Source organism: Colwellia marinimaniae, from assembly GCF_002207865.1.
Classification (GTDB): Bacteria; Pseudomonadota; Gammaproteobacteria; order Enterobacterales; family Alteromonadaceae; genus Colwellia; species Colwellia marinimaniae.
This window is the reverse complement of sequence record NZ_BDQM01000003.1, coordinates 51,654-75,776: the sequence shown is the minus strand read 5'-3', so window position 1 is coordinate 75,776 and position 24,123 is coordinate 51,654. Positions and strand designations below refer to the sequence as shown.

At 40.1% G+C, this 24,123-nt stretch carries 24 protein-coding genes; 10 read left to right on the top strand and 14 right to left on the bottom strand.

The annotated features are described in order from the left end of the window. Nucleotides 1–6: 6 nt before the first annotated feature. The 4 genes from MTCD1_RS02930 to MTCD1_RS02915 all read right to left on the bottom strand — a co-directional run bounded on the left by MTCD1_RS02930 (nucleotide 7) and on the right by MTCD1_RS02915 (nucleotide 4,483). Nucleotides 7–1,254, bottom strand: coding sequence for a hypothetical protein (locus tag MTCD1_RS02930; protein ID WP_057179228.1), 1,248 nt, complete (start codon nucleotides 1,252–1,254; stop codon nucleotides 7–9). Between the two features lie 238 nt (nucleotides 1,255–1,492). After that, complete coding sequence (locus tag MTCD1_RS02925; protein ID WP_057179227.1) at nucleotides 1,493–2,773, bottom strand: TRAP transporter large permease; 1,281 nt, start codon at nucleotides 2,771–2,773, stop codon at nucleotides 1,493–1,495. Next, nucleotides 2,773–3,294: a TRAP transporter small permease subunit gene (locus MTCD1_RS02920; protein WP_197410231.1), complete on the bottom strand. Its 522-nt coding sequence runs from the start codon at nucleotides 3,292–3,294 to the stop codon at nucleotides 2,773–2,775. The genes MTCD1_RS02925 and MTCD1_RS02920 overlap by 1 nt, the downstream gene beginning before the upstream one ends. A 100-nt stretch (nucleotides 3,295–3,394) precedes the next feature. Then, nucleotides 3,395–4,483, bottom strand: coding sequence for a TRAP transporter substrate-binding protein (locus MTCD1_RS02915; RefSeq protein ID WP_057179226.1), 1,089 nt, complete (start codon nucleotides 4,481–4,483; stop codon nucleotides 3,395–3,397). Nucleotides 4,484–4,754: 271 nt separating this feature from the next. On the opposite strand from MTCD1_RS02915, the gene MTCD1_RS02910 reads away from it, so the two are divergent. Next, nucleotides 4,755–5,891, top strand: a complete 1,137-nt coding sequence (locus tag MTCD1_RS02910) for an FIST signal transduction protein (protein ID WP_057179225.1) — start codon at nucleotides 4,755–4,757, stop codon at nucleotides 5,889–5,891. Between the two features lie 14 nt (nucleotides 5,892–5,905). Beyond that, nucleotides 5,906–7,717 carry a putative bifunctional diguanylate cyclase/phosphodiesterase gene (locus MTCD1_RS02905; RefSeq protein ID WP_057179224.1) on the top strand — a complete coding sequence of 604 codons (1,812 nt, stop codon included), beginning with the start codon at nucleotides 5,906–5,908 and terminating at the stop codon, nucleotides 7,715–7,717. 11 nt (nucleotides 7,718–7,728) lie between these two features. Here MTCD1_RS02905 and ubiA read toward each other — a convergent pair whose 3' ends face one another. Both ubiA and MTCD1_RS02895 read right to left on the bottom strand, forming a co-directional pair. Next, nucleotides 7,729–8,592, bottom strand: coding sequence for a 4-hydroxybenzoate octaprenyltransferase (gene ubiA / locus MTCD1_RS02900; RefSeq protein ID WP_057179223.1), 864 nt, complete (start codon nucleotides 8,590–8,592; stop codon nucleotides 7,729–7,731). 39 nt (nucleotides 8,593–8,631) lie between these two features. After that, complete coding sequence (locus MTCD1_RS02895; protein ID WP_057179222.1) at nucleotides 8,632–9,288, bottom strand: chorismate--pyruvate lyase family protein; 657 nt, start codon at nucleotides 9,286–9,288, stop codon at nucleotides 8,632–8,634. A 213-nt stretch (nucleotides 9,289–9,501) separates the two neighbouring features. Between MTCD1_RS02895 and MTCD1_RS02890 the strand changes: the two genes are divergently transcribed. Continuing rightward, nucleotides 9,502–9,891 carry a flagellar basal body-associated protein FliL gene (locus tag MTCD1_RS02890; RefSeq protein WP_057179221.1) on the top strand — a complete coding sequence of 130 codons (390 nt, stop codon included), beginning with the start codon at nucleotides 9,502–9,504 and terminating at the stop codon, nucleotides 9,889–9,891. Between the two features lie 74 nt (nucleotides 9,892–9,965). Here the strand turns inward: MTCD1_RS02890 and glpG are convergent, their stop codons facing one another. From glpG to MTCD1_RS02870, 4 genes are all read right to left on the bottom strand, one after another. Beyond that, nucleotides 9,966–10,856: a rhomboid family intramembrane serine protease GlpG gene (gene glpG / locus MTCD1_RS02885; RefSeq protein ID WP_057179220.1), complete on the bottom strand. Its 891-nt coding sequence runs from the start codon at nucleotides 10,854–10,856 to the stop codon at nucleotides 9,966–9,968. A 5-nt stretch (nucleotides 10,857–10,861) separates the two neighbouring features. Continuing rightward, nucleotides 10,862–11,188 (bottom strand): thiosulfate sulfurtransferase GlpE, encoded by a 327-nt coding sequence (gene glpE, locus MTCD1_RS02880; RefSeq protein ID WP_082606371.1) that lies wholly within the window; start codon nucleotides 11,186–11,188, stop codon nucleotides 10,862–10,864. A gap of 127 nt (nucleotides 11,189–11,315) precedes the next feature. Beyond that, entirely contained in the window at nucleotides 11,316–12,341 is a 1,026-nt protein-coding gene (gene tdh, locus MTCD1_RS02875; protein WP_057179219.1) for an L-threonine 3-dehydrogenase, read from the bottom strand. Nucleotides 12,342–12,471: 130 nt separating this feature from the next. Then, the gene (locus MTCD1_RS02870) at nucleotides 12,472–13,680 is read right to left on the bottom strand and encodes a glycine C-acetyltransferase (RefSeq protein WP_057179218.1); all 1,209 of its coding nucleotides are present in this window, start codon (nucleotides 13,678–13,680) and stop codon (nucleotides 12,472–12,474) included. A 234-nt stretch (nucleotides 13,681–13,914) separates the two neighbouring features. Between MTCD1_RS02870 and MTCD1_RS02865 the strand changes: the two genes are divergently transcribed. Next, entirely contained in the window at nucleotides 13,915–14,343 is a 429-nt protein-coding gene (locus MTCD1_RS02865; protein ID WP_057179217.1) for an Lrp/AsnC family transcriptional regulator, read from the top strand. Nucleotides 14,344–14,403: 60 nt separating this feature from the next. On the opposite strand, the gene MTCD1_RS02860 is transcribed toward MTCD1_RS02865, so the two are convergent. Then, nucleotides 14,404–15,309 carry an alpha/beta hydrolase family protein gene (locus tag MTCD1_RS02860; RefSeq protein ID WP_143760082.1) on the bottom strand — a complete coding sequence of 302 codons (906 nt, stop codon included), beginning with the start codon at nucleotides 15,307–15,309 and terminating at the stop codon, nucleotides 14,404–14,406. An 89-nt stretch (nucleotides 15,310–15,398) separates the two neighbouring features. On the opposite strand from MTCD1_RS02860, the gene waaA reads away from it, so the two are divergent. From waaA to MTCD1_RS02845, 3 genes are read left to right on the top strand one after another with little or no spacing between them, the layout of a single operon-like run. Continuing rightward, nucleotides 15,399–16,706 carry a lipid IV(A) 3-deoxy-D-manno-octulosonic acid transferase gene (gene waaA / locus MTCD1_RS02855; RefSeq protein ID WP_057179215.1) on the top strand — a complete coding sequence of 436 codons (1,308 nt, stop codon included), beginning with the start codon at nucleotides 15,399–15,401 and terminating at the stop codon, nucleotides 16,704–16,706. A gap of 10 nt (nucleotides 16,707–16,716) precedes the next feature. Continuing rightward, nucleotides 16,717–17,493 carry a 3-deoxy-D-manno-octulosonic acid kinase gene (locus MTCD1_RS02850; RefSeq protein ID WP_057179214.1) on the top strand — a complete coding sequence of 259 codons (777 nt, stop codon included), beginning with the start codon at nucleotides 16,717–16,719 and terminating at the stop codon, nucleotides 17,491–17,493. 9 nt (nucleotides 17,494–17,502) lie between these two features. After that, complete coding sequence (locus MTCD1_RS02845) at nucleotides 17,503–17,823, top strand: hypothetical protein (protein ID WP_057179213.1); 321 nt, start codon at nucleotides 17,503–17,505, stop codon at nucleotides 17,821–17,823. On the opposite strand, the gene MTCD1_RS02840 is transcribed toward MTCD1_RS02845, so the two are convergent. From MTCD1_RS02840 to rph, 3 genes are all read right to left on the bottom strand, one after another. Further along, nucleotides 17,820–19,208, bottom strand: coding sequence for an alpha/beta hydrolase (locus MTCD1_RS02840; RefSeq protein ID WP_057179212.1), 1,389 nt, complete (start codon nucleotides 19,206–19,208; stop codon nucleotides 17,820–17,822). The two genes, MTCD1_RS02845 and MTCD1_RS02840, sit on opposite strands and share 4 nt — an antisense overlap. Nucleotides 19,209–19,368: 160 nt before the next feature. Next, nucleotides 19,369–20,034 carry an orotate phosphoribosyltransferase gene (gene pyrE / locus MTCD1_RS02835; protein ID WP_057179211.1) on the bottom strand — a complete coding sequence of 222 codons (666 nt, stop codon included), beginning with the start codon at nucleotides 20,032–20,034 and terminating at the stop codon, nucleotides 19,369–19,371. Between the two features lie 33 nt (nucleotides 20,035–20,067). Continuing rightward, nucleotides 20,068–20,781, bottom strand: a complete 714-nt coding sequence (rph, locus tag MTCD1_RS02830) for a ribonuclease PH (RefSeq protein ID WP_057179210.1) — start codon at nucleotides 20,779–20,781, stop codon at nucleotides 20,068–20,070. Nucleotides 20,782–20,915: 134 nt separating this feature from the next. Here rph and MTCD1_RS02825 point away from each other — a divergent pair, with 134 nt between their 5' ends. The 3 genes from MTCD1_RS02825 to MTCD1_RS02815 all read left to right on the top strand — a co-directional run bounded on the left by MTCD1_RS02825 (nucleotide 20,916) and on the right by MTCD1_RS02815 (nucleotide 24,111). Next, nucleotides 20,916–21,467, top strand: coding sequence for a thioredoxin family protein (locus MTCD1_RS02825; RefSeq protein WP_057179209.1), 552 nt, complete (start codon nucleotides 20,916–20,918; stop codon nucleotides 21,465–21,467). A gap of 72 nt (nucleotides 21,468–21,539) precedes the next feature. Beyond that, nucleotides 21,540–22,274, top strand: a complete 735-nt coding sequence (locus tag MTCD1_RS02820; protein WP_057179208.1) for a gluconate 2-dehydrogenase subunit 3 family protein — start codon at nucleotides 21,540–21,542, stop codon at nucleotides 22,272–22,274. Between the two features lie 109 nt (nucleotides 22,275–22,383). Next, nucleotides 22,384–24,111: a GMC family oxidoreductase gene (locus MTCD1_RS02815; protein ID WP_057179207.1), complete on the top strand. Its 1,728-nt coding sequence runs from the start codon at nucleotides 22,384–22,386 to the stop codon at nucleotides 24,109–24,111. Nucleotides 24,112–24,123 lie beyond the last annotated feature (12 nt).

Genomic DNA, 24,123 nt, shown 5'->3' with positions numbered 1-24,123 from the left:
TAGCCATCAGAAAATCAAACTCAAGGTAAGTAACAAGGTATTAATATCTTCTGCTACGTTATGTTGATCCGCTTCATTTAGCCACAAGGTACCACCACCTTCATCAATAAGGGTGTAGCTCCATTGTAACGATGAGGCCATATAACTGCTAAGATCCCAACGCCAACCTAAGGATATTGTTTGCTGGTTGGTCGCATAGAAATTCATCATTGTCGTAGTGCCATGAATAATTTCTTCTAGTGCTAACTCATTAACGCCTGGTTCAGCAAAAATATAATTGTTAGAATCAGTAAAAGCATAAATACCATAAAATTGGTGGGCGGCTAATTGGTATGACAGAGCCGCATAACCGCTGGTTATTTTAGGAATGACTTCACTTGCTGAGTTAATATGTGCCAACTCGGCTGATGCCAACCAATGTTGCCATTGATATTGACCACTGATTGATGAATAGTTTACTTCTTGTCCCACCATCCGTATTGACTGAGCAAATACATCTTGATTAGGCCATAAAAAATCGGGAATTTGACTAATGCTAGCCGCTAAAAAAGCGTTATTTTTAGGTTCATTGGCAATATTAACTTGAGTATGTCTGGCATGAACTATCCAGTTAAAATGATCAAACGATAGCACGAAGCCGACAATACCATCAATTTTCACCTCTTCGATCACTGAACTTGCAGAAATTTCAGCCTCGCTAATGCCAGTAAAGACCTTACTGGTAAAAACGCCACCTAAGCCTCTTTGACTATAAGTAATATCTAGACCATCAATACTTCGATAAGGGATAATACCGTAAATTTCATTAGGCGCAGTGGCCCAGACATAAGAAAAATCAACATCACGATATTCAGTTAGTAAAAAAACATCTGGAGCTGTGCGACCAAGCCTTATAGTCCAATTGGTATTCACTTCATAACGCAAAAAAGCCAGCGTGGTATATCTATCTAATGACGGCTTGGGTAAACCTCTAAGCACTGCTTGATATACAACATCAAAGCTTGGTGATATAGACCAGTCGACTTGCAAGCCTAGTAAGCTATGCTGCTTAAAATCAACCTCACCTGAATATACAGCATCATCTGAGCCGACATTTTTTCGATAGCCATGATGGTCAGAGTCAGAATAAACAACACCTAGCGTGGCAAAGCCACTGAATTGTAATTTTTCATTACCCGTCTCATTTGCTGCCGCATGAAATGCAAGGCCAACAAGAGCAAAGCAGAGGAAATTTTTACATTGTGCTAAGAGCATACAACAGATAACCAATAGCTAAGGAATATATAAAATATATATCAACATTGCTGATTATTCAATGTGCCAGTCATTAGCGAATAAGCAAAAAGCAATAAAAACAATCATTTACATAAAAACTGACATTTAATTTTAGCTATTTATCGATTAGCTAGTAAATCCCGTAAAGAGCCTAGACAAATATTAACGACTTATCATTAATTTAATTAAGCTAATCTCACGAGCTATTTTTATCCAGCTAAGAAATAATCAAATGCTCAGGAAAAAATATCACTAATAACAACACCATGATTTGCATTAAAATAAAGGGGATAACACCTTTATAAATGGTGGTGGTTTTCATCGATTTGGGGGCCACGCCTTTTAAATAAAAGAGGCTAAAACCAAAGGGTGGCGTTAAAAATGAGGTTTGTAAATTCATTGATATTAAAATGGCAAACCAAACTAGGTTAATATCTAAAGCTATAGCGACCGGTAATAAGATAGGCACCACTAAAAAAGCTATTTCAATAAAGTCGATGAAAAACCCTAAAATCAAGATCGCTAACATAGCGAAAATAATGAACGTCCATTTACCTCCGGGAAGCCCCATAAAGAAGTCTTCGATTAAGTACTCGCTGCCCGAATAACTAAATACCATGGAAAATGCTGTGGCACCAATAAGTACCGCAAAAACCATGGAAGTTACTTTCACCGTTTCTTTAGAAACTTCATGCATTTTACTAAAAGAAAAACTGCCATAGCAAATAGATAAGATAACCGCACCAACAGCGCCGATAGCAGCAGATTCAGTTGGTGTGGCAATGCCCGCAAATATTGAGCCAAGTACGGCAAGAATAAGTACTAACGGCGGCACTATATCTTTTAGCGCTTGTACTAGTAACTCACGTTTGCTCTCAGTAACCACCAGCGGTGGCATTAATTCGGGTTTAAACTTGCCTAAAATTAAAATATACACGATATAAAAAATCACTAACATCATACCGGGTATCACCGCCGCACGGAATAAGTCGCCCACAGGTACTCCCATAACATCACCCAAAATAATTAAGATGATAGAAGGCGGAATAATTTGTCCTAAGGTGCCCGAAGCACAAATAACGCCAGCCGCGGTTGGCTGGTGATAATTATTTTTCAACATAACCGGCAGTGAAATAACACCCATAGCAACTACGCTAGCGCCAACCACCCCGGTTGATGCCGCCAATAAAGCGCCAACAATAATGGTTGAAACTGCCACACCACCAGAAATGCCGCCAAAGAGTTTAGCGGAAGATTCTAACAAGCGTTCGGCCAAGCCGGTTTTTTGTAACACTATGCCCATAAAAATAAACATAGGCACAGCCATTAAAATGGTATTTTCCATAATGCTCATTATGCGATAAGGCATAAAAGCGAATAAATCCGCGCCCAAGACAATAGTGCCAACAATTAATGAAACGCCGGCAAAAGTAAAAGCGACTGAATAGCCTAAAAATAAGCAAACCAGAGCAATAGCAAACAGTACAATACCTGTCATTACTGTGCTCCTGTTTCAGAGTGAGCTGGTGTGCTGAGAATTTTCACTTGCACAAGCAGCACATGGATAATGGCTAAGACTAAAAAGAAGGAAGCAATAGGAATAACACTGCGCACTAGCCAACGATGCGGTAACCCCCCAGGGTCAGCACTGCCCTCACCCATTTGGTAGGCATCAAAAGTGTAGTCACAGCTGTAATAAAAAATAACTAAAGTGATGGGTAAGGCAAATACTAACGAGCCAAAAATATTCACCCAGGCTTGTTTATTAGCGGATAAGGTATCGTAGAAAACATCAACTCGCACATGTGCATCTTCTTTCATGGTATAGGCAATGCCAAACATGAACATAGCGGCAAACAAATGCCATTCAAGCTCTTGCATACCAATACTGACATCATTAAAAAAGTAACGCATGATAACGTCATAAAAAACATTCATGATCATTAAGACCATGAGTAAGCTACAAAAATTACCTAGGGCATCGATAATTTTACCCGTTATTTTTAACACTGAATCCATTTGGCTTCTCAGTTATTAATACTATGTAATAAAAACCAATGAGTTAACCTAACTCACTGGTTTTACTGATTTAAAGGTCTATTCCCTCCTAACAGCAACGCTACTTTTCATCAAAATTATCAAGGTAAGCTCTATCTGACAAATTAGTCCAAGCACGTATTTGCTTTTTATAATCATTTAATGATTTTAAAATTTCTGCTGTCATTGGATCTTTCGCCGCAAACTCCGCTAATAACTCGTCATTAGTTTTCTTAAGGGCATTCATCACGCTTTTAGGAAAAGAGCGCATTTTTACGTTAGGATAATCTTTTTTCAACGTGGCTAAATTCACGCCACTGACATGCATAGATTGTGCATACATATCATAAGCGGCTGCTTTCATGGCAACGGTTAGGATTTTTTGTAAATCTTTTGGCAAGGTATTATAAGCTTTTTCATTGATCATAAACTGTAACTCAGTACCTGGCTCATGCCAGCCAGTGTAATAATATGGTGCTATTTTATGAAAACCCATACGTAAATCGAGTGATGGACCAACCCACTCTAGGGCGTCAATGGTATTGCGCTCTAAAGCAGTATAAAGTTCACCCGATGGGATATTGGTGGGTTTTGCTCCTAATTTTGCTAAAACTTCGCCGGCAAAACCTGGAATACGCATTTTTAACCCTTTAAGGTCTTCTAAGCTGTTAATTTCTTTTTTGAACCAACCACCCATTTGGTTACCGGTATTGCCACCTGGATATGATAAAATACCGTATTGGTCATACACCTTTTTCATTAACTCCATGCCACCACCGTAGTAGAACCAAGCATGCTGCTCAGAAGCAATCATGCCAAATGGTACGGTAGTAAAAAACATGGTATTGAAGTCTTTACCTTTCCAATAATAAGAGGCCGAATGACCCATTTGATATTGGCCACTTTTAACAAAATCAAAAATTCCTAGGGCCGATTTATGTTTATTAGATGAGTCAATGCGAATGGTTAAACGACCATTGGACATTTCTTTGACCATTTTGGCCATGTTTTTAGTAGTGTCACCAAAGATGGGGAAATTTGGCCCCCAAGTTTCGGCTAAGCGCCAACGATATTTTTTGTCGTCATCAGCATAGGCTAGGGCCGAAAACCCCAGTGAGGATAACCCCAGCGATAGCACGAGTGCCGCTTTTACGAAAATTGATTTTTTCATCTGTTCCTTCCTTTTAACTGATTGTCATTAATTATTTTTATATAAGAACATAACGCTGTACAGATTTAATTGAACCTACTAGTTGTACTGTATTTTTATTAAACAATGCAACTAGACATAAGTCGTAGTTATTTTACCCTTGACCAGACTAACGAATATTAACCAATACACAAGTAATGGTACGGCAATACAATTAACACTAGTTTTCTCCTTATAACTTAGGCATTATGCTAGCAGCGCTGTAATAATAAAAATCAAGAGATACAATAAGATGAATACAATATTATTCACTTGGCATACTCATAGCGATACCTTAAGTGATTTTAAGCACGCCTTAACTATTGCCCAAAATAGCGGGGCAAAAAGTTTATTACTGTTGACCTGTAGCCAAAATCATTACCCCGAAGCAGAGCTTTCCTCATTATTACGTGCCTGCCCACTGACCATCTTCGGTGGTATTTACCCCATGCTTACCTGGAAAAATACGTTAATCAAGCAAGGTGCGTTGATTATTGGTTTTAAAGAAGCCTTTGATGTCACGCTATTTTCACAACTTCATCAGGTCACCAATGAAGATAAGTTAGAAGACCTCATTACTAACACACTCGAACAAAAAAACAATTATTGTGCTCATGATGATTTTTTGATGTTTTATGACTCGCGAATCAACAACATTGAAGATTTTATCGATTGCCTATTTGAATGCTTAGATCACGGTATTAATATCGCTGGTGGCGGTGCGGGTAGTTTAGACTTCATTCAACGCCCTTGTATTTATAGCAACCAAGGGTTGCACAGCAATGTGGCGTTGTTAGTTACTTTACCTAGTAAGCTCAATATCGGTGTTGCCCATGGCTGGAAAATTTTTCAGGGACCTTTTTTGGTTTCAGATGCCCACGGACAAACAGTGCAAGGCTTAAATTATCAACCGGCGCTGGAGGTTTATTGCCAAGCAATTGAAAGTGCTAGTGAGTTTAGATTTAATGGCAGTAACTTTTTCGATATTGCCAAGAATTTCCCCCTAGGCATTGAGGATATTAATAATAATTTACTGGTCCGAGATCCTATTGCCACCCATAACAACCATTTGCAATGTGCTGGCAATATACCTATTAATTCTATGGTTTATCTGCTTGAAAGTAATAGCGAGGCTTTAATATCCTCGGCCGAACAAGCTGCTATCACTGCATTTACCGCAACGACAGAAATAACATCGGCCGCAATGATTTTTGATTGCATTAGCAGGGAGCTATATTTGGCAGATAAATTTGAGCACGAACTTGATACCATCGCCAAGCACTGCCCGACACCGGTATTATTTGGCGTGCTTTCCTTAGGAGAAGTAGCAAATAGCCCCAATGGCGCTATTGCTCTGCTCAATAAATCAATCGTAATTAGCTCTTGGTAGCAACTAGGTAAGTAATGACTAAAGCACTGTTTCTAATTTCCCTACAACATGAGCTTGCCATGGCCATTGGTAATAAGCTTGATTTAAAAGCCATGCTAAAAGTTTTTTTAAAAGTATGTTTTAGCCGCCTCAATTTAACCAGTGCCCACATTTATATATATTGCGATAGTAGTGGCATGCCCCATAAGTTAGCAGCACTGGAAAGTGTGATCTACCAGCATTTTTTAAGCATTCCTAAAAATAAGCGTGGCCAACCATGGCAGAAAAATCCGGTACTAACCGACTTTGCCCAGCAACTTAACCAGGCTCAGCACAATATTTCTTTTCAATGTAAAAATGGTCAGTATCTGTTTGGTTTTATCATTCCTGAACATGGCTTACTTATTTTTGAAACCCATTATACCTTGGCTGATGAGGTGCAAAAGGCGTTATCCCCCATTTTACAAAAACTAGCCACAAGTTGTTATACCTCACTAGTGCACGACTCTCTTGTTAAAGAAGTACATTCAAGACAACTCATTGAGGAAAAAATCGCCTTTCAAGCACAACACGACGGTTTAACCGGTTTATTCAATCGCCAACATATTAATCATTTACTAAGCAATGCCATTGAAGATGCTCATCGCAATAAAAAAATTGGCACCGTCATTTTTATTGACCTCAATCGTTTTAAACCAATAAATGATGCTATGGGTCATGCTGTCGGCGATAAAATATTGCTCACCCTGGCCAACCGACTGCATTCCTTAACGAGTGAGCACATTGATGTGGGTCGCTTTGGTGGTGATGAATTTATCATTATCATCAAGAACCTTAACCACAACTATCAAGATGATATCAAAGACATAATTACCCAGATTAATCAATTACTGGAAATACCTTTTGTTATTGATGCTAACTCATATAAGTTCAGTTGTAGTATTGGTTATGCGCTATTTCCGTTACAAAGCAGTACAGTGAATAATCTCATTAAGTTTGCCGATATTGCCATGTACGAAGCTAAGCGCGCTAAAAGTAAACAGGGTAAACAATACCAGAAGACTATGTCTGAAAAAATAAAAAGGCGCTTAGCTTATGTCGATGATATGAAGCAAGGGCTAGAAAATGGCGATTTTAAATTATATTACCAAGCGCAATATAATCATTATGGTGACATTATTGGCGCCGAAGCGCTATTAAGGTGGCAACATCCTGTTCATGGTATGGAATCGCCATCGGTTTATATCCCTATTGCTGAAGAAAGTGATTTAATTCTCGCTATTGGCCAATGGGTATTAGAGCAAGCTTGTCGTGACATTAAAAAGCTTGAGCAATTGCCACTGCCACAGACCTTTAAGAAAATAGCCATAAACGTCAGCGCCAAACAATTAATTCAGCATGACTTTAAAGACAAGATAATGCGCGCTATCAAGCTCAATGATATTCCAGCGGAACGTTTAGCATTAGAGCTAACCGAAAACCTTTTGGTAGAAAATATCGAAGATTCAATCAAGTTAATTGCTGATCTTAAAGCAAACTCTATTGATTGTAGTATTGATGATTTTGGTACTGGATACTCCTCGCTTACCTACTTGAAGCGTATTCCCGCCAGTCTATTAAAAATAGATCGTTCTTTTGTTGCCAATATAGAGCAAAGCAGTGAAAGTGCCGCCATTGCCAGTATGATTATTAGCTTAGGCAAAACCCTTAAAATGGACATTTTAGCTGAAGGAGTTGAAACAGTGGCAGAGTTCAATTGTTTAAAGGACCTTGGTTGTTATCAATACCAAGGTTATTATTTTAGTAAACCGCTACCCTTTGATAAGTTTGTTCAATTGTTTAACTAACGTAATGAAAACTATAAATACTCAATGGATATTCCGACAAAGACAATCAAACCTACCCAATGGTTATGCAAAAAAGCTTGCAAACAGGCCTCGCGATCTCTATTGACAATCAATAGCTGTTGATAGCTAAACAAGCCTGCAGCCACAATAAGAGACAACTGATATGGCCAACCAAAAGCTAAAATATCACCTACTGTCCACAATAAAGCCAAGGTCATTAACTGTAAAAAACCGATAATACGTTTATCGTTATCGCTAAATAAAATAGCGGTCGACTTCACCCCTATTTTAATATCATCATCTCTATCAACCATAGCGTATATGGTATCGTAAGCAACGGTCCAACAGAGGTTAGCCGAAAAAAGTAACCAAGCCACTAACGGTATCTGACCTTGTACCTCTGAAAACGCCATGATCATACCCCAGCCAAAGGCGGCACCAAGAAACACTTGGGGAAACTGGGTATAGCGCTTCATAAAGGGATAGAGCGCAGCTAAAAACACCGCAACAACAGCGAGATAAATAGTGGTCCAACTAAGGGTAAGCACTAAGCCAAGTGCCATGCCAATTAATAGACCGAATACAGTGATGGCCTCCTTACTGGTCATCATGCCATTAACAAGCGGTCTATTTTTAGTGCGGGCAACCTGGCCATCTATTTTTCGGTCGGCGTAATCATTGATCACACAACCCGCGCTACGCATGATAAAAACACCTAGGCTAAAAATCAACAGTAGATGCATGTTAGGCCAGCCATCACTAGCAATCCATAAGGCCCAATACGTTGGCCATAATAGTAGATAGGTACCAATAGGTTTATCCATGCGGGTAATTAACTTAATTGCTAACCATTTTTGTTGAATTTTTTTCAGCATTTATCTGTTTCTTTTAATAGTTTCGTTTAATAGTTTTGTTTATAAGCTTTCTTGGTTTAATGCCTTCGGTACTGCTGTTTTTTGATAAGCAAAGGCCTCGGGTAAAAACACCTCAGCTACCATAAAGGGTTTATCAGCCAACATAAAGATGGAACGTCGCCCCCATAACTCTTGCTCTGGCATTAGCGGTACTTTATCCGATGAGCTATTAGATAGTGTGGTTGCTAATTTAACCGCTAAGATGGCAACACTAGAATCACTAGCAAAAGCGGAGAGCTCTAATCCTAGACGTTGTAATGTCGGGTTATTAAACAGTACTTGCCCTAAGGGTTGCTCACCTAAATTTGCCAACACTTGCTCTTTACCGGTCAAGCTAGCTAAAGGCAATAAACTGCGGGCAAAAACCTGTGGCACATTGTCGCAATATAAAATGACTTCCCGTACTAAAACAGGCTCACCTACTTTAATAAAGTCACCCGCTTCTGCTGCTGAACATAATTGCTCTTGCTCACCAATCACCTTAACTTTAAAGTCTTTACCACGATTTTTTAAACGGGCTGTCAGTGAACCTTCATCAAGCAACCAATCTTTTAAGGGCACTGACAACTCAGAGAAACGCTCAGCGCTAGGCGATTGCCATTGACCCGATAAGGTTACCGGAAAGGTTATCGGAAAGTTCTCTGTTATCTGCGGCATGAATTTACTTTATAGAATAATAGGGAGTTAATACCAAGGGCACTAATTTATTTGGTATAAGATCGTCGCTATAGTAGCAGACCTAAACAGTAATCTCATTTATCTCAATCAATGAAATAAAAAAACGCTACATTTATCAAAATAATCAGGAAAAAAAATAAAATCGGGTTATGATAAGGATAAGTTCAATCATACTAAACCGACTGTTATTTTATGTTTAAAACCTTAATTCTCTGTTCTTTTTTACTGACATTATGCACTAGCGTCTCTCGAGCCAATGCCAGCGATTATGCTTACTACGGCTTTGAACCTGACATTGTCACCAATTATGTCGCGGTGAAAAAGAAAATGGGTTATGTTCGCTTAACGGTGGAGTTGATGGTTGCAGGTGATGACTTAAGCATAGTAGAACACCATGCGCCTTTATTACGCGACGCCATCATCAACATTATTGGTCAGCAATCAGAAGCTAAAGTAAAATCAATAAAAGGCCGAGCAGAAATTCTATTGCAGTGTGAAGAGCAAGTAAAAGAGTTACTGATTAAAGAAACTGGCAAACCACTGATTAAAAAATTACTCTTTACCCAATGGCTAGATAACTAATTTAAGCCAAGCGCCAGCAAGAGTAATCTCTTAGTAAGTGAAGCGCTGAGAGCGAGTAAATATAAGCTGTATCGTTATTTTTTAACCTTAATACCGATGACTTTCACGGTAAATAACGCTAAAAAACACCCTGACAATAAGCCCAACAAATGCGCAGTGTTAGCAACATTCACTGGTAGTAAGTCGACAAAACCAAGCAGCAACCAGAACAGTAAAAAACCAACCAAAGGTTTAGCCAGCGACAAGCCGCGCTCTGGTGCTAAATAGCCAAACCACCAGACAAAACCCACTAGTGCATAGACCACGCCAGATAAGCCACCAAAATTAGCCCCTGAGACTAAATATTGGCCTAGGTTAGAAACAATCGCCGAGATAAGTAGTATATTTATCAGTGTTGTTTTACCTAACGTTTGCTCAATACTGCCACCCAATTGCCACCACCACATGGTATTAAAGACAATATGCAACCACGAAAAATGAAAAAATGCAGGGCCAATTAAACGTAGCGGCTCTGCTAAAAAAGCATCCACTGATAGTTGCGGATAAAACTGTAAGCTATTGAAAATTTCTTGTGCCCAACCCAGCTCACTACCTAGAAAGACTAACCAGCACAGGCTAAAAATCACTAAGGTAACAATACCGGCATGAGCTAAAAAGTTTTCTTTGAAGCTAGCTAATAAACTGAAGTCATCCGCATTTAAGGTGACTGTTTCAGCTCTATCCCATGCTGCTTGTTGATATTTATCAGCATAAGGTTGTAAAATAAAAGCATCAAATTCTGTTTTTGCTTGTGAGATTTTATTCTTAGGGCACAAAATCATATAGCCCTGCTCTGGGTTTGCTTTAAGCTGCGCTTGAATACCCAAAGATTGTAAATAGTTACTAAATAATAAGGCAATACTATGATCTTTAACTTGCACCAGAGGCTGTAAAGTATCCATATTCTCAGCAGACTCATTTGTCATGCTAATTATCGCTCAATATTATCAGGAAAATCTGTTTGCCATTGAGTAAAGCCGCCGTCAAGAGAGTAGACCTCAGTAAAGTCTTGGCTAATGAGAAATTGTGCGGCTTGTTGACTGGAAATGCCGTGATAACAGCAAACAACTAGCGGTGCATCCAGATCTGCTGTACGTAAAAAGTCAGCCATTGATTCATTCGTTAAATTAATCGCATCGGTAATGTGGCCATTGGCAAAGGAATTTTCATCTCGAATATCTACAACAACATGTGACTTATCTGCCATAACTGCTTGCAGCTCACTGACTGACATATGTTTAAAACTATTCTCTGACACTATCTATTCCTCAATTAACCTTTATTTAAATCACGGCCTTGATGACAGTGATTTTTTGGTTTCGCTCAACTTAATATAAACGCTACCCAGCTAGGGTAGCGCTTTTGTAACCGCTAGTATAACCAATTTAGGTCCAATCTAAAATGACCTTGCCAGATTGACCAGATCGCATCATATCAAAGCCTTGTTGGAAGTCATCAATCTTGTAATGGTGAGTAATAATTGGCGTTAGATCTAAGCCCGATTGGATCAAGCTCGCCATCTTATACCAGGTCTCAAACATTTCACGGCCATAAATACCTTTAATGGTTAAGCCCTTAAAGATAATTTGGCTCCAATCAATGGCCATTTCGCCACTGGGAATACCTAACATGGCAATTTTACCGCCATTATTCATATTTTCTAACATACTGGTAAATGCTGCTGGTACACCTGACATTTCCATGCCAACATCAAAACCTTCATTCATGCCTAATTCGCTCATGACATCTTCTAGTTTTTCTGTATTGACATTTACCGCACGAGTTGCGCCCATTTTTCTTGCTAGATCAAGGCGATACTCATTAATATCTGTGATAACGACATGGCGAGCACCAACATGTTTGGCCACTGCCGCCGCCATAATACCGATAGGACCGGCACCTGTGATCAAGACATCTTCACCGACTAAATCAAATGACAAGGCGGTGTGCACTGCATTGCCAAAGGGGTCGAAAATTGCCGCTAAGTCATCTGAAATTTCATCCGGTAATTTAAAGGCATTATAAGCAGGTATCACTAAAAATTCAGCAAATGAACCTTCGCGATTTACGCCAACACCTATGGTATTACGACATAAGTGAGTTTTTCCACCTCGGCAATTTCGACAATGACCACAAGTAATATGACCTTCACCGGAAACACGATCACCAATAGTAAAGCCTTTTACTTCTTGGCCAATACCGACGACTTCGCCCGCATATTCATGACCGACCACCATAGGCACAGGAATAGTTTTTTGTGCCCATTCGTCCCAGTTATAAATATGGATATCAGTACCACAAATGGCGGTTTTTTTGATTTTGATAAGTAGATCGTTATGACCTAGTTTCGGCTTTTCGGTCTGGGTTAACCAAATGCCTGGTTCTGCTTTTAATTTAGCTAAAGCTTTCATTGTCGCTCTCTATCTTTAATATATTCAATACGATTAAATGGCATAGCCCACATTCTAATTTAGTACTAGCTGGGCTAAACCAGCAATTATAGTTATTGCTAATTAGATACCTTTAATTAGGCTCTTTTAACTAAATAACGGCCATCTCTTTACCAATACGGATAAAGGCGGCAATGGCGTGGTCCAACTGCTCTTTACTGTGGGCGGCAGAAATTTGCGTACGAATACGTGCTTGCCCTTTCGGTACAACCGGGAAAGAGAAACCAATAACATAAATACCTTCCGCTAATAAACGCTCCGCCATTGCACTAGCAACTTTAGCGTCACCTAGCATTACCGGCACAATCGCATGGTCAGCACCAGCACAAGTAAAACCAGCGGCTTCCATGTTGCTACGGAAATATGCGGCATTATCTTTTAAGGTTTTACGTAAAGCGCCACCATCAGCTAATAATTCAAGTACTTTTAATGACGCATTAACAATTGCCGGTGCTAGTGAATTTGAAAACAAGTAAGGACGTGAACGTTGACGTAACCACTCAACCACTTCTTTTTTCGCTGAAGTATAGCCACCTGATGCGCCACCCATAGCTTTGCCTAACGTGCCAGTGAGGATATCGACACGACCCATTACCTGACAATATTCATGACTACCGCGACCTTCTTCACCAACAAAACCTACCGCATGGGAATCATCAACCATCACCATGGCATTGTATTTATCGGCTAAATCACAAATACCTTTTAAGTTAGCGATAACGCCATCCATGGAAAAGACACCATCGGTAGCAATTAATTTAAAACGTGCACCCGCGGCATCAGCTTCAATCAGGCTTTGCTCTAAAGCCGCCATGTCATTGTTAGCATAACGGAAGCGCTTAGCTTTACATAAACGCACACCATCAATAATTGAGGCATGATTTAAGGCATCACTGATAATAGCGTCTTCTGGACCTAATAAGGTTTCAAATAGACCGCCATTAGCATCAAAACAAGAAGAGTACAAAATAGTATCTTCCATACCGAGAAATTTGCTAATACCTTGCTCTAAGGTTTTATGAATATCTTGTGTACCACAAATAAAGCGTACCGAAGCCATACCAAAGCCATGTTCATCTAAGCCGATTTTTGCCGCGGCAATTAATTCAGGGTGATTTGCTAAACCTAAATAGTTATTGGCACAAAAGTTAACTACTTGCTCACCACTAGCAACGGAAATTTTCGCTTGCTGGGCAGTAGTAATAATACGTTCGGCTTTATATAAACCATCTGTTTTAACTTGGTCTATTTGCGCGGTTAAATGCGAGTAAAAATCTTTTGTCGATACAGAATCAGTCATGTAAATTCCTTAAATAATGATTGTCGTTTAATAGTCATATTATCAACCCAGATCGTATTAGAATAAAAGTGACACTACTTGGTAATATGACCTTTTTAATAGTTAAATTGACAGGTAAACCTGTCAAAGTGTAAGGTAATAACTATATTATAAATATATAACCGTTATCATTCAAAGTGTGGGCAACATCCATATTGATTGATAACGGCTATAATCACTAAAGTGGAGTTTAGTTTGTTAACCGAAAAAGATGAAGAATTACTGTCAATATTACGGCTGAATGCAAGAGCAAGTATTTCAGATATCGCCAGAGCCACAGGCGTTTCTAGAACAGCTATACAAAATAGACTCAATAAGCTTGAAAATAATAATGTGATTAAAGGCTACAGCGTTGTACTCGGCAGCGCATATACCAGTGGCTTAATTTCTGCTAATGTCTCGTTAAAAGTAAAGCCAAACTTACGAAAAACGATTGGTATCGCCTTAAGAAAAGTTCACCAAATTAGTCATATCCATTCGATAAGTGGCGAATATGACTTATTGGTTATCATACAAGCCAGCACACTAGAAAAACTCAGTGATGTACTCAATATAGTATGCTCAACTGAAGGCGTAGAAAGAACCAACTCTGCTATTATTCTTGATACCATCTTTGAGCGTTAGCCCTACCCTTTTGCCACCGCCCTGAATGGCGCCAACGCTTATTTAAGCGATTAGGCGGCCTTAACGCAAAGTGGACTTCAACCACTGGGCTATATCATCCACCAAATATTTATTGGCCCTAATTAGCTGATAATTTAGCCGTTCGCCCTTGTACACTTGCAGTTTTGAATGCCTTGCGCCACTCCAAGCAAAGAGCTCCTGTGCCGTAGCATAGCTTATGGCATGCTGCGCTGAACTAACAAAATAACTTGGAATATCCACCAAATTTTTATAGCGCTCTTTATCGGCATAAGACATGTCAGGCGTTAATAACACCATAGAGTTTAAGTGCACTTTTTCAGCTAACGCTACCGCATAGCTACCCGCACAACCACTAGCAACAATTGAAATACCTTTGCTATTATCAACTTTTTTGCGTAAAAAATTATAAGCCGCCACTAAGTCTGCTGACCAATAAGACATCAACACGGCAATTTCAGTTTGAAAACTCATAATGTCAGTGGCATGTTTTTTCACCTCTAAGGCAGAATATCCCTGGGCGACACTACTGCCATAACCGCGAAAATCCAGCGATAAGGTATGTAAGCCTTGCTCAGCAATACTGGTCGATACGGTTCGATATTGGCTGCGGTCACTATGACAGTCATGTAAAACAATGACGCCGGCCATATTTTTAGCAGACGCTTTATCCGGGAAGTAGCGATAGTCAGCCACTAATAAAAAGTCATGATCGACCCGAGCTTTAAACTGTACTTGGTATTGTAGAGCAAGATCAATCTTAGCTTGCTTAGCAGATTTGTGTGCCTCTGGCATGCTCTCAGATAAAAAGCCCTGGGAGACAATTCTCTCTGGCAAATGGTTGTTGGCATTCGCCGGCATTGCAATGCTGTAAACCATCAATATACTCAGGTAAGCAAGGTGTTTTACCTTCGAGCTACCGACATTTTTCATTAATTTTTGCTGCATGGCTTTTACCATCATAATTGCTAACGCTTATTTGGATACCCTTTGGTATAATCTACCGACAAACTGATTATAGAGCAATATTCACCGACATGATTTACTTGCTATTTTACCGTATTTTACTCTTGCTATTACTACCCTTACTACTCATTTTTTTGCTTATTCGCTCAAAAAGTAATAAAGCCTATCGTCAGCGTTTAGCTGAACGACTGGGATTTTTTCCAAAACCTTACCAGCAAGGTGGTATTGTTGTTCATGCTGCCAGTGTTGGCGAAGTTATCGCGCTAAAAAGTTTTATCGAAAAATTATTACTTAATTACCCTGATTTAGCCATTACGATTACTTCATTTACTCCCACTGGCTCAGCACAAATAACTAAGCTCTTTGGTGATCGTGTGCAACACGGTTATTTACCCTTAGATATATTGCCCTGCACCGCATTATTTTTGCATAGACTACAACCAAAAATGATGATTTTTATGGAAACCGAGTTATGGCCGAACTTAATTGCCCAATGTGCTCAGCAAAACATTAAATTATTATTAATTAACGGCCGCTTGTCGAAGAAATCATTAACTAGCTACCAAAAAATTGGCCCGCTTATTAAACCCTGCCTAAACCACTTCGATAAAATCCTGACACAAAGCCAAGAAAATTTAAGCCATTTTTTGCAACTAGGAGCGCAAGCTAGTCGCTGTGTGAATAGTGGTAACTTAAAATTTGATATCAGTGTCAATGCTCAAGTGATGGCAAAAAAGGTCGAATTAGCCAAACTACTTTTTACTGATGAGCGTCAAGAGCAAAGAAGCATTTGGTTAGTCGCCAGTACCCATGATGGCGACGAGACAATTGTTTTGACCGCTTTTAAAACATTATTATCTCAATACCCACGATTATTATTAGTGCTAGTGCCGCGCCACCCAGAACGCTTTGCACAAGTGGCCAAGCTTTGTCTTGAGCAAGGTTTATCATTGGCTAAGCGCAGTGAAAATACTGTCATTAATAATGAGCAAGTATGGTTACTCGATAGCTTGGGTGAATTAATGGCGGCTTTTGCGTTGAGCGATATTGTCACTATGGGTGGCAGCTTTAATGCCGTGGGTGGCCATAATCCACTAGAGCCGGCGTTATTTAATAAACCAGTCATCGTTGGCCCTAATATGAGTAACTTCAACGAAATCATGCAGCAGTTAAGACAGGCAGATGCCATAGTCCAATTAACTGCTGATGAACCTAGCCATCAACTTGCCAAAGAAGTTAGCGTCTTATTACAGCAGCCGGAACGACAAAAGTCTCTGGGCGAAAATGCCCTTAAAGTGGTCTTAGCAAACCAAGGCGCCAGCGAAAAAACCTTGGCTCAAGTACAAGCGTTATTAGCGAGTAACGGCGCAAAGTCATGAGGATAAACGTGTGAATCAAGCGATAAGCAGCGAACAGTTTACCAAGTTTTCACAAGGTAACATCAGTGGTTTTTTTAGTAAAAACCTTATTGATGATTTCAGTGCCAAGATGCTTGAGCCAAGCTATTGGCAACAAAAAAATGCAGTGACAGGTTCAGCCCAAGGCCGTGGCACCACTTGGTTTGTCGCTTATAATGATAGCAATAATATTTCACATGCTTGGGTGTTACGTCATTATTACCGTGGCGGTTTAATGGGTAAAATAATTAACGATAGCTACTGGTTTAGCGGTTTTTCAAATACTCGTGCCGCGCGTGAGTTTGCCTTACTGAGTCATATGCAAACTCTACAACTGCCTGCACCTGAGCCTATTGCCTATCGTGTTATTCGCCATCGTCTAACCTACCAAGCAGACTTATTATCAAGCCGTATTCAAAACGCACAAGATTTAGTGGCAATATTAAGTGAAAAAATCTTAGCTGATAATGTTTGGCAACGTATCGGCGCCACAATTAAACGCTTTCATCTGCAGGGTATTTATCATCACGACCTAAATAGCCATAATATTTTGCTCGATGATAAAGAGCAGGTGTTTCTAATCGACTTTGACCGTGGCGAATTACGCCAAAGTAAAGCAGATTTAACAACTGATGCCCGATGGAAACATGCTAATATGGCACGTTTACAGCGTTCATTTTTGAAGGAATTCAATAAGCTAACGCAGTTTAATTTTACTGAAAAAAACTGGCAAACATTGCTGACTGGCTACCAAAACCACACTGATTAGGTGACTTAAATGAATTTTTTTATCCTGCTACTGACCGCAAGTTTAGCGCTAACGTCATTTGCTTTAAGCGCAACAAAGCCGGCGGCACAAGATATTAGTCACTTAATTTCTCAGCAAGAGTTTGCCCGCTATCAAAATGTCGCAGACTTTATTGAACAATCACCCAAGGTGACAATTACAGTAACGCCATCAAAAGCAGATAAAGATGAATATGGTCAACATGTTGCTAGATCATTGACTGGCTCTGATTGTGACAGGGATGGCAAGATGGACAATAATGCCACATGTAATGCTGTATTTTATAAACTGTGGCTAAAATACTCACGTTAATCACTAACTGACTGCTGAGTCACCTGTAAAAACTTAGCCATATCAGCAAGCATTTCCTGATAATACGGATTGTAAGTCAGCCTTTGTATTGGCAATTCATGCTTAAGGTTCATTGCTGTTACCTCCCCTTTTATCACCTGCTTATTTTGTTTACATGCCTGATAACGAACGGCATCTTTTACATAGTGACCACAATTTCTATAGCGCCCATTAACGCCATAATGGGGATTATCAGGGGAATTAGTGGTAGCAATGTGAGCAACATCAAAAATGTCACTGCATAAACTATCAGCAGAACATTCAGGCACTACCACTGACATGACTTCCGCTAATTTTTTCGTCAATTTGTTGTTATCACCATAATAAATCAACACACTTTGCTTCATTTTCTCTTGCGGTGATGCTAACTGCCACTGCTGAATTAGCTGTAAAGTAGACTCAGTAGCTATGGTTTGATCATATTCACTGGCAACAACAAAGACCGGAATATCATGCATATTTCGACTCGCCATAGCTTGATCACCACCAACAAGGCTCATTAAGGCATGTACTTGCGCGGCCGCGTTATAAGGGAATGACTCATATTTAGCAAAATCAATATCGGCATCGAGATCAAGCCAGTCAACAAAGGGGATGGCATCAATATATTGGGCTAACCAAGCTAAATCACTTTTGGCCTTGGATGCGGGTGACCACATAAAGAGGCCTTTAATTTTTTCATCAACACTGTTTTTCTGCATCAAGTAATTAAAGATAAGTGTCCCGCCAGTAGATAAACCACCAAGATACACCTGCTGATAATCAGTTAACGTTTGCTCTATAGCAAACGTTGTCGCCTGCTGCCACTCACTATAATCAGTAGTCAACAATGCTGAAGGCGCCATACCATGCCCAGGCAATAGCAGCGTACGTACGGTAAAACCCTGTTGATAGAAAAACTGGCTAAGATCATGAAAATAAAACGGTGAATCAGTTAAGCCGTGAATAAGTAAAATAGCTTTGTCATTATTAGGCTGAGCTAATTCAAACGGAGCAAGCAACTGGCTGATTGTTGGTATTTTTGACCATTGCTTTTGTTTTGCCAATTGTCGGTAGGTCTCAGTAACAATGGGGCAAGGCATATTAGCCCTAGGGTTGGTATTAACAATGACCTGGTAAGCATCATTAAGGTATTGCTGATAACTTGATAGTTTTTTAAAGTTAACACTGGCTAAAAATTTACCTGAAGAATCCTTAGCTAGCTTATTAGAGAATCGATATTTACCAGATTCAATTAGGGATACATAGTCATCTTGAATACTCAGACAATCTTGCTGCCCTTGGGAATAGGACAAGGTACTCACCAACCAGAGTAGTAATAACGTGTACTTATTAACATATTGCATGATGATTTCCTTTAATTGTATTTTATCGATGAACAAGCGGAGCTATAAGGTCATATAGTAGCCAAAAAAATAACGCCTTTGCAGCATTATGCGGCAAAGGCGTTAAAATTTATGCACATTATTTTCAGGCTTACCATTAAAGCACGGTAAGCCTGAAAAATTAAATACCGTAACTTAAGCGGTATTTTTTAATACTGGCTAAGTTTTCTGCTAGCTCTGAACTCTCAGCACCTTGCGCGGCAACTTTTTCTTCAAGAAAAGCTACCACATCACCTAAAGTGACAATCGACGCAACTTGCGTACCAAAATCACGTTCAACTTCTTGAATCGCTGATAACTCGCCTTGACCTTTCTCTTGACGATCAAGAGCAATCAAGACACCAGAAAGCTGTGCGCCGTGTGCTTTAATGATTTCCATTGATTCACGAATGGCAGTACCTGCGGTAATAACATCATCAACTAGCATGATTTTACCCTCAAGATCAGCGCCTACTAATGAGCCACCTTCACCATGGGTTTTGGCTTCTTTGCGGTTAAAGCAATAAGGCACATCGAGATTATGGTGATCGTACAGAGCAATAGTCGTGGTAGTGGCAATGGGAATACCTTTATAAGCCGGACCAAAAATCACATCAAAATCAATTTTTGCGTCCATTAAGCTCGCCGCATAAAAACGACCTAAGCGCGCTAAATCACCACCGGTTTTAAACATACCAGCATTAAAAAAGTACGGGCTCACTCGACCAGACTTTAAAGTAAACTCACCAAAACGTAATACCTGCTTTTCGATAGCAAATTCAATAAATTCGCGTTGATAATCTTTCATAGTTATTTTCCTGTTTACTTAACTGAATATAGCTTAGCTTAATGCTGCTTTTTGTATGTCGAATAATTCGTTGATACCATTTTTTGCTAATTCAAGCATGGCTTGCATCTCTTCAAAGCTAAACGGTTCTTCTTCAGCAGTACCTTGTATTTCAATAAGTTTACCGGTATCTGTCATCACCACGTTCATATCGGTATCTGCGGCTGAATCTTCTGGGTAATCTAAATCAGTAATCACTTCACCTTTATAAATACCAACAGAAACGGCAGCGATCATATGTTTTAGCGGGTTAGTTTTAATAATATCTTTAGCACGCATATAGTTAAGTGCATCAACTAAAGCCACACAAGCACCGGTAATAGCAGCAGTACGGGTACCACCATCGGCTTGAATAACATCACAATCGATAGAAATGGTATTTTCACCTAACGCTTTTAAATCAACCGCGGCACGTAAGGCACGCGCAATTAAGCGAGAAATTTCTAACGTACGACCACTTTGCTTACCAGTAGTCGCTTCACGACGCATACGTGTATGAGTAGAGCGAGGTAACATGCCGTATTCCGCCGTAATCCAACCTTTACCTTGGCCTTTTAAGAAACGTGGTACACCAACCTCAACCGAAGCAGTACAAATCACTTTAGTATCGCCGAACTCAATAAGTACTGAGCCTTCTGCATGAGTGGTAAAATGACGGGTAATCGTTACTGGGCGAATTTGCCCTAATGTTCTGCCGCTTGGACGCATGAAGTGTTCCTATATATAAAGACGGATAAAATAATTGCCGCTATTATAATGCCTATCAGACTTTTTTGAAATATAGTTCAACAAAGTAAGGTCATGTTAATTGTCCCAAGCACCGAAAATCAGCAGAGAGCACCATGAAAATTATCACCGCCTTAGTTATCAGTTTAAGCTTATTTTTAAGCTTTGTTATTACCGTAAGTGCTACTAGTTATACTGCACCAACAGCAATAGCCTCTGACTTACCCACTTACAGCAAAGTATACGATGAGCAACGCGACCCTTTTAAAGATGCGGTAGCAGCACTGGCTTTGGCCAAAGAGACTAATCGCCAAGTATTAATTGAAATTGGCGGTAACTGGTGTAGCTGGTGCCATAAGATGGATAGCTTTCTTGCTAAAAATCCTGAGGTATATCAAGCTTTGCATAGCCAATATGTTTTGCTTAAAATGAATGTCAGTGACAGTAATGAAAATAATGACTTTATGAAATCACTACCGCCGGTATTGGGTTATCCGCATATGTATGTCTCCACAGCACAAGGTAAAATGATTTTATCTAAAGATACCGCCGAATTACTGGCCGACAATAATTATTCAAAATCACAATGGTTACGTTTTCTCAGCGACTGGTCAGTGCAGGCCACCGCAATACCAGCACAGTTAGTAACAACTAACGCGGCAGAATAGTTCAAAATGAGTAGCAAGACATAAACCGAGTAATACCGAGATCAGATCGGCCTAGGTTAGGGGAGCAAGTTAGTGATTAATGAAGAGCAATGTAGGTCTTTTTTTGATAAAAATTACCAAACACCTGAATTTATCAAAGAGAAACAAAAGCAACTACAGCACAATAGACGTCATTTTCTTAAATCGGCTGCAGGAATGGGCGCATTAGCCAGTTTATCCAGCTTTAGTATCACCGCAAAAACACAAACTTCGCTGCATGAGTTAGTTAACAGCTTAGTTAAAACAGAGCCCTGGTTAACTCTAGATGCCACACTTAATCATTTATTGCCCAGCTCAGCAACAGGCCCAAGTGCCAGAGAAATAAAGGCCACCGCTTATTTATATCAAGTGATGAATGTACAACCGACCGAGCAAGATGAAAAAGATTTTATTCTCAAGGGGGTTGGTTGGTTAAATGCTTATGCTAATAGCGAAAAATCTGCCGACTTTGCCCAATTAAGTTTTACCGATAAAGAACAGCTATTACGTGGTATTAGCCAATCAACCGCGGGACAAAATTGGTTAAATACCCTACTCGGTTACATTTTTGAAGCCATGTTATCAGCCCCTAGTTACGGCGGCAATCCTAACGGTATCGGTTGGCAATGGTTAGAACATCAAGCAGGTTTCCCCCTGCCAGAAAAAGGTCAACGCTATTTTGAATTACCTACTCGCGCCCGCATTGATTTACTTAGCCCAGAGCAATACGATAATAAACGCCTCGCAAGCCGGCGGAAAAAAGCCCATCAAGGAACCCGCAAAGCATGACCGTTTCGTTAAATAATGACATTTGCTGCACTGGTAATGACGGTACTGCACGCCGCTACCGAGTTATTGATAACAACGCCTTTACCTCGCCTCAATCTTGGAGTTTTCAATGAGTTATGATATTTGCATCATTGGTAGCGGCGCAGGCGCCTCCCCTATTGCCCACCAATTAGCGCTAGCCGGTGCCAAGGTCTTAGTGCTAGAAAAAGGCCCTTGGTTAACGGAAAAAGAATTTTTCAAAGATGAGCTGACCATCAGTATTCATGATGCTTACAACCCCAAGTTAAGTGATGAACAGCACGTTATTGAAGAAGAGTACCTAGATGAAAATGACCAACCTTTCTGGCAAGGTGAAAAAACCAGTGATTCGGGTTGGAGTTGGTGGAATGGTACTGTGGTTGGTGGCTCATCTAATTTTATGAGTGGCTACTTTCACCGGTTAAAACCGATAGATTTTCGCTTAGAATCTGAATTTGGTGCGATAAAAGGTGCCAATATCGTAGATTGGCCGATTACTTATGACGAACTCGAACCCTACTATGCCAAGGTAGAGCGTGAAATTGGCGTATCTGGCCGTGTGGTTAAACACCCACATCAAGAGCCGCGCTCTACCGACTTTCCCTATCCTCCTATTGCCGAATTACCCATGTCTGCATGGATCGATAAAGCCGCGACAGCAATTGGCTATCATGCCATTCCCGTTCCTAGAGCCATTTTATCTAAACCAGCCATGGGCAGAGGCAGTTGCGAGTATTCAGGTTATTGCAGCAGCTATGGCTGCTCTTCTGGCGCTAAAGGTAGTGGCAGAGCCGCATTATTAAACCATGCCGTGGCATCGGGTAATTGCACCATTAAAGCCAATGCCAAGGTTTATAAAATTGCCAGTGATAAACAGGGTAAAATTACCGGTGTATATTATTACGATAAAATCGGTCGTAAAAAATCTGTCAGTGCCAAAATATATGTGGTTGCTTGTCAGGCAGTAGAAACCTCGCGCTTATTACTGGCTTCAACCGGTGAAAAATTCCCTCAAGGCCTAGCGAATAATAGTGGTCAGGTTGGCAAGAATTTACTCTTTAGTGGTGGTGGCACCGGCCAAGGTGACTTCATTTATGCCGATTTATCCGAGCAAAAAGTGAATGATTTAAAGCAAGTGGGTCCCTTTATTAATAGGGCACTACAAGACTGGTATCAAATTAACGACAAGAATTTTACTGGTGCCAACAAAAAAGGCCAAGCCAAAGGTGGCACTATCGACTTTTTATTTCACCAAAACCCTATCGCTAGAGCACAAGGCACACAGTGGGCTAGTGATGAAAGTGGTACTGCACAATTACTCTGGGGCGAAGATCTCAAGCAAAGTTTAAAAACAGAATTTACCAGCTATAAAACCCTACGTTTTGAAGTATTTAATGATTGGCTGCCTACTGACGACTGCTTTGTCAGCTTAGATAAAGAAGTTACCGATCAATGGGGCGATCCAGTCGCTAAGGTGCGCATTGGCTATCATGACCATGACCTTGAAGTCGGAGAGTACTTATCGAAAAAAGCAGAAAAACTGCTAGCAGCCCTAGGGGCAAAAAATGTTTCCTCCTCGGTCAGTGGTTACCCGTCAACAAACTTAATGGCAGGCGGTTGTCGGTTTGGCCATGATCCAACAACCTCAGTGCTAAACAAAAACTGCCGAGCCCATGAAGTTGATAACTTGTATGTCACTGATGGCTCGTTTATGCCCACTGGCGGTAGCGTACCCTACACCTTTACCATTTATGCCAATGCCTTCCGCGTAGCGGATAAAATTAAAGCACATTGGTTAACGCTGACAAATAAGCCCTAACAACTCAGTGTT

What these genes read in the sequence shown, in the direction of transcription:
- MTCD1_RS02930 (WP_057179228.1), bottom strand. Translation starts at nt 1,254, where the DNA reads ATGCTCTTAGCACAATGTAAAAATTTCCTCTGCTTTGCTCTTGTTGGC.
- MTCD1_RS02925 (WP_057179227.1), bottom strand. Translation starts at nt 2,773, where the DNA reads ATGACAGGTATTGTACTGTTTGCTATTGCTCTGGTTTGCTTATTTTTA.
- MTCD1_RS02920 (WP_197410231.1), bottom strand. Translation starts at nt 3,294, where the DNA reads ATGGATTCAGTGTTAAAAATAACGGGTAAAATTATCGATGCCCTAGGT.
- MTCD1_RS02915 (WP_057179226.1), bottom strand. Translation starts at nt 4,483, where the DNA reads ATGAAAAAATCAATTTTCGTAAAAGCGGCACTCGTGCTATCGCTGGGG.
- MTCD1_RS02910 (WP_057179225.1), top strand. Translation starts at nt 4,755, where the DNA reads ATGAATACAATATTATTCACTTGGCATACTCATAGCGATACCTTAAGT.
- MTCD1_RS02905 (WP_057179224.1), top strand. Translation starts at nt 5,906, where the DNA reads ATGACTAAAGCACTGTTTCTAATTTCCCTACAACATGAGCTTGCCATG.
- ubiA (WP_057179223.1), bottom strand. Translation starts at nt 8,592, where the DNA reads ATGCTGAAAAAAATTCAACAAAAATGGTTAGCAATTAAGTTAATTACC.
- MTCD1_RS02895 (WP_057179222.1), bottom strand. Translation starts at nt 9,288, where the DNA reads ATGCCGCAGATAACAGAGAACTTTCCGATAACCTTTCCGGTAACCTTA.
- MTCD1_RS02890 (WP_057179221.1), top strand. Translation starts at nt 9,502, where the DNA reads ATGTTTAAAACCTTAATTCTCTGTTCTTTTTTACTGACATTATGCACT.
- glpG (WP_057179220.1), bottom strand. Translation starts at nt 10,856, where the DNA reads ATGACAAATGAGTCTGCTGAGAATATGGATACTTTACAGCCTCTGGTG.
- tdh (WP_057179219.1), bottom strand. Translation starts at nt 12,341, where the DNA reads ATGAAAGCTTTAGCTAAATTAAAAGCAGAACCAGGCATTTGGTTAACC.
- MTCD1_RS02870 (WP_057179218.1), bottom strand. Translation starts at nt 13,680, where the DNA reads ATGACTGATTCTGTATCGACAAAAGATTTTTACTCGCATTTAACCGCG.
- MTCD1_RS02860 (WP_143760082.1), bottom strand. Translation starts at nt 15,309, where the DNA reads ATGCAGCAAAAATTAATGAAAAATGTCGGTAGCTCGAAGGTAAAACAC.
- waaA (WP_057179215.1), top strand. Translation starts at nt 15,399, where the DNA reads ATGATTTACTTGCTATTTTACCGTATTTTACTCTTGCTATTACTACCC.
- MTCD1_RS02845 (WP_057179213.1), top strand. Translation starts at nt 17,503, where the DNA reads ATGAATTTTTTTATCCTGCTACTGACCGCAAGTTTAGCGCTAACGTCA.
- MTCD1_RS02840 (WP_057179212.1), bottom strand. Translation starts at nt 19,208, where the DNA reads ATGCAATATGTTAATAAGTACACGTTATTACTACTCTGGTTGGTGAGT.
- pyrE (WP_057179211.1), bottom strand. Translation starts at nt 20,034, where the DNA reads ATGAAAGATTATCAACGCGAATTTATTGAATTTGCTATCGAAAAGCAG.
- rph (WP_057179210.1), bottom strand. Translation starts at nt 20,781, where the DNA reads ATGCGTCCAAGCGGCAGAACATTAGGGCAAATTCGCCCAGTAACGATT.
- MTCD1_RS02825 (WP_057179209.1), top strand. Translation starts at nt 20,916, where the DNA reads ATGAAAATTATCACCGCCTTAGTTATCAGTTTAAGCTTATTTTTAAGC.
- MTCD1_RS02815 (WP_057179207.1), top strand. Translation starts at nt 22,384, where the DNA reads ATGAGTTATGATATTTGCATCATTGGTAGCGGCGCAGGCGCCTCCCCT.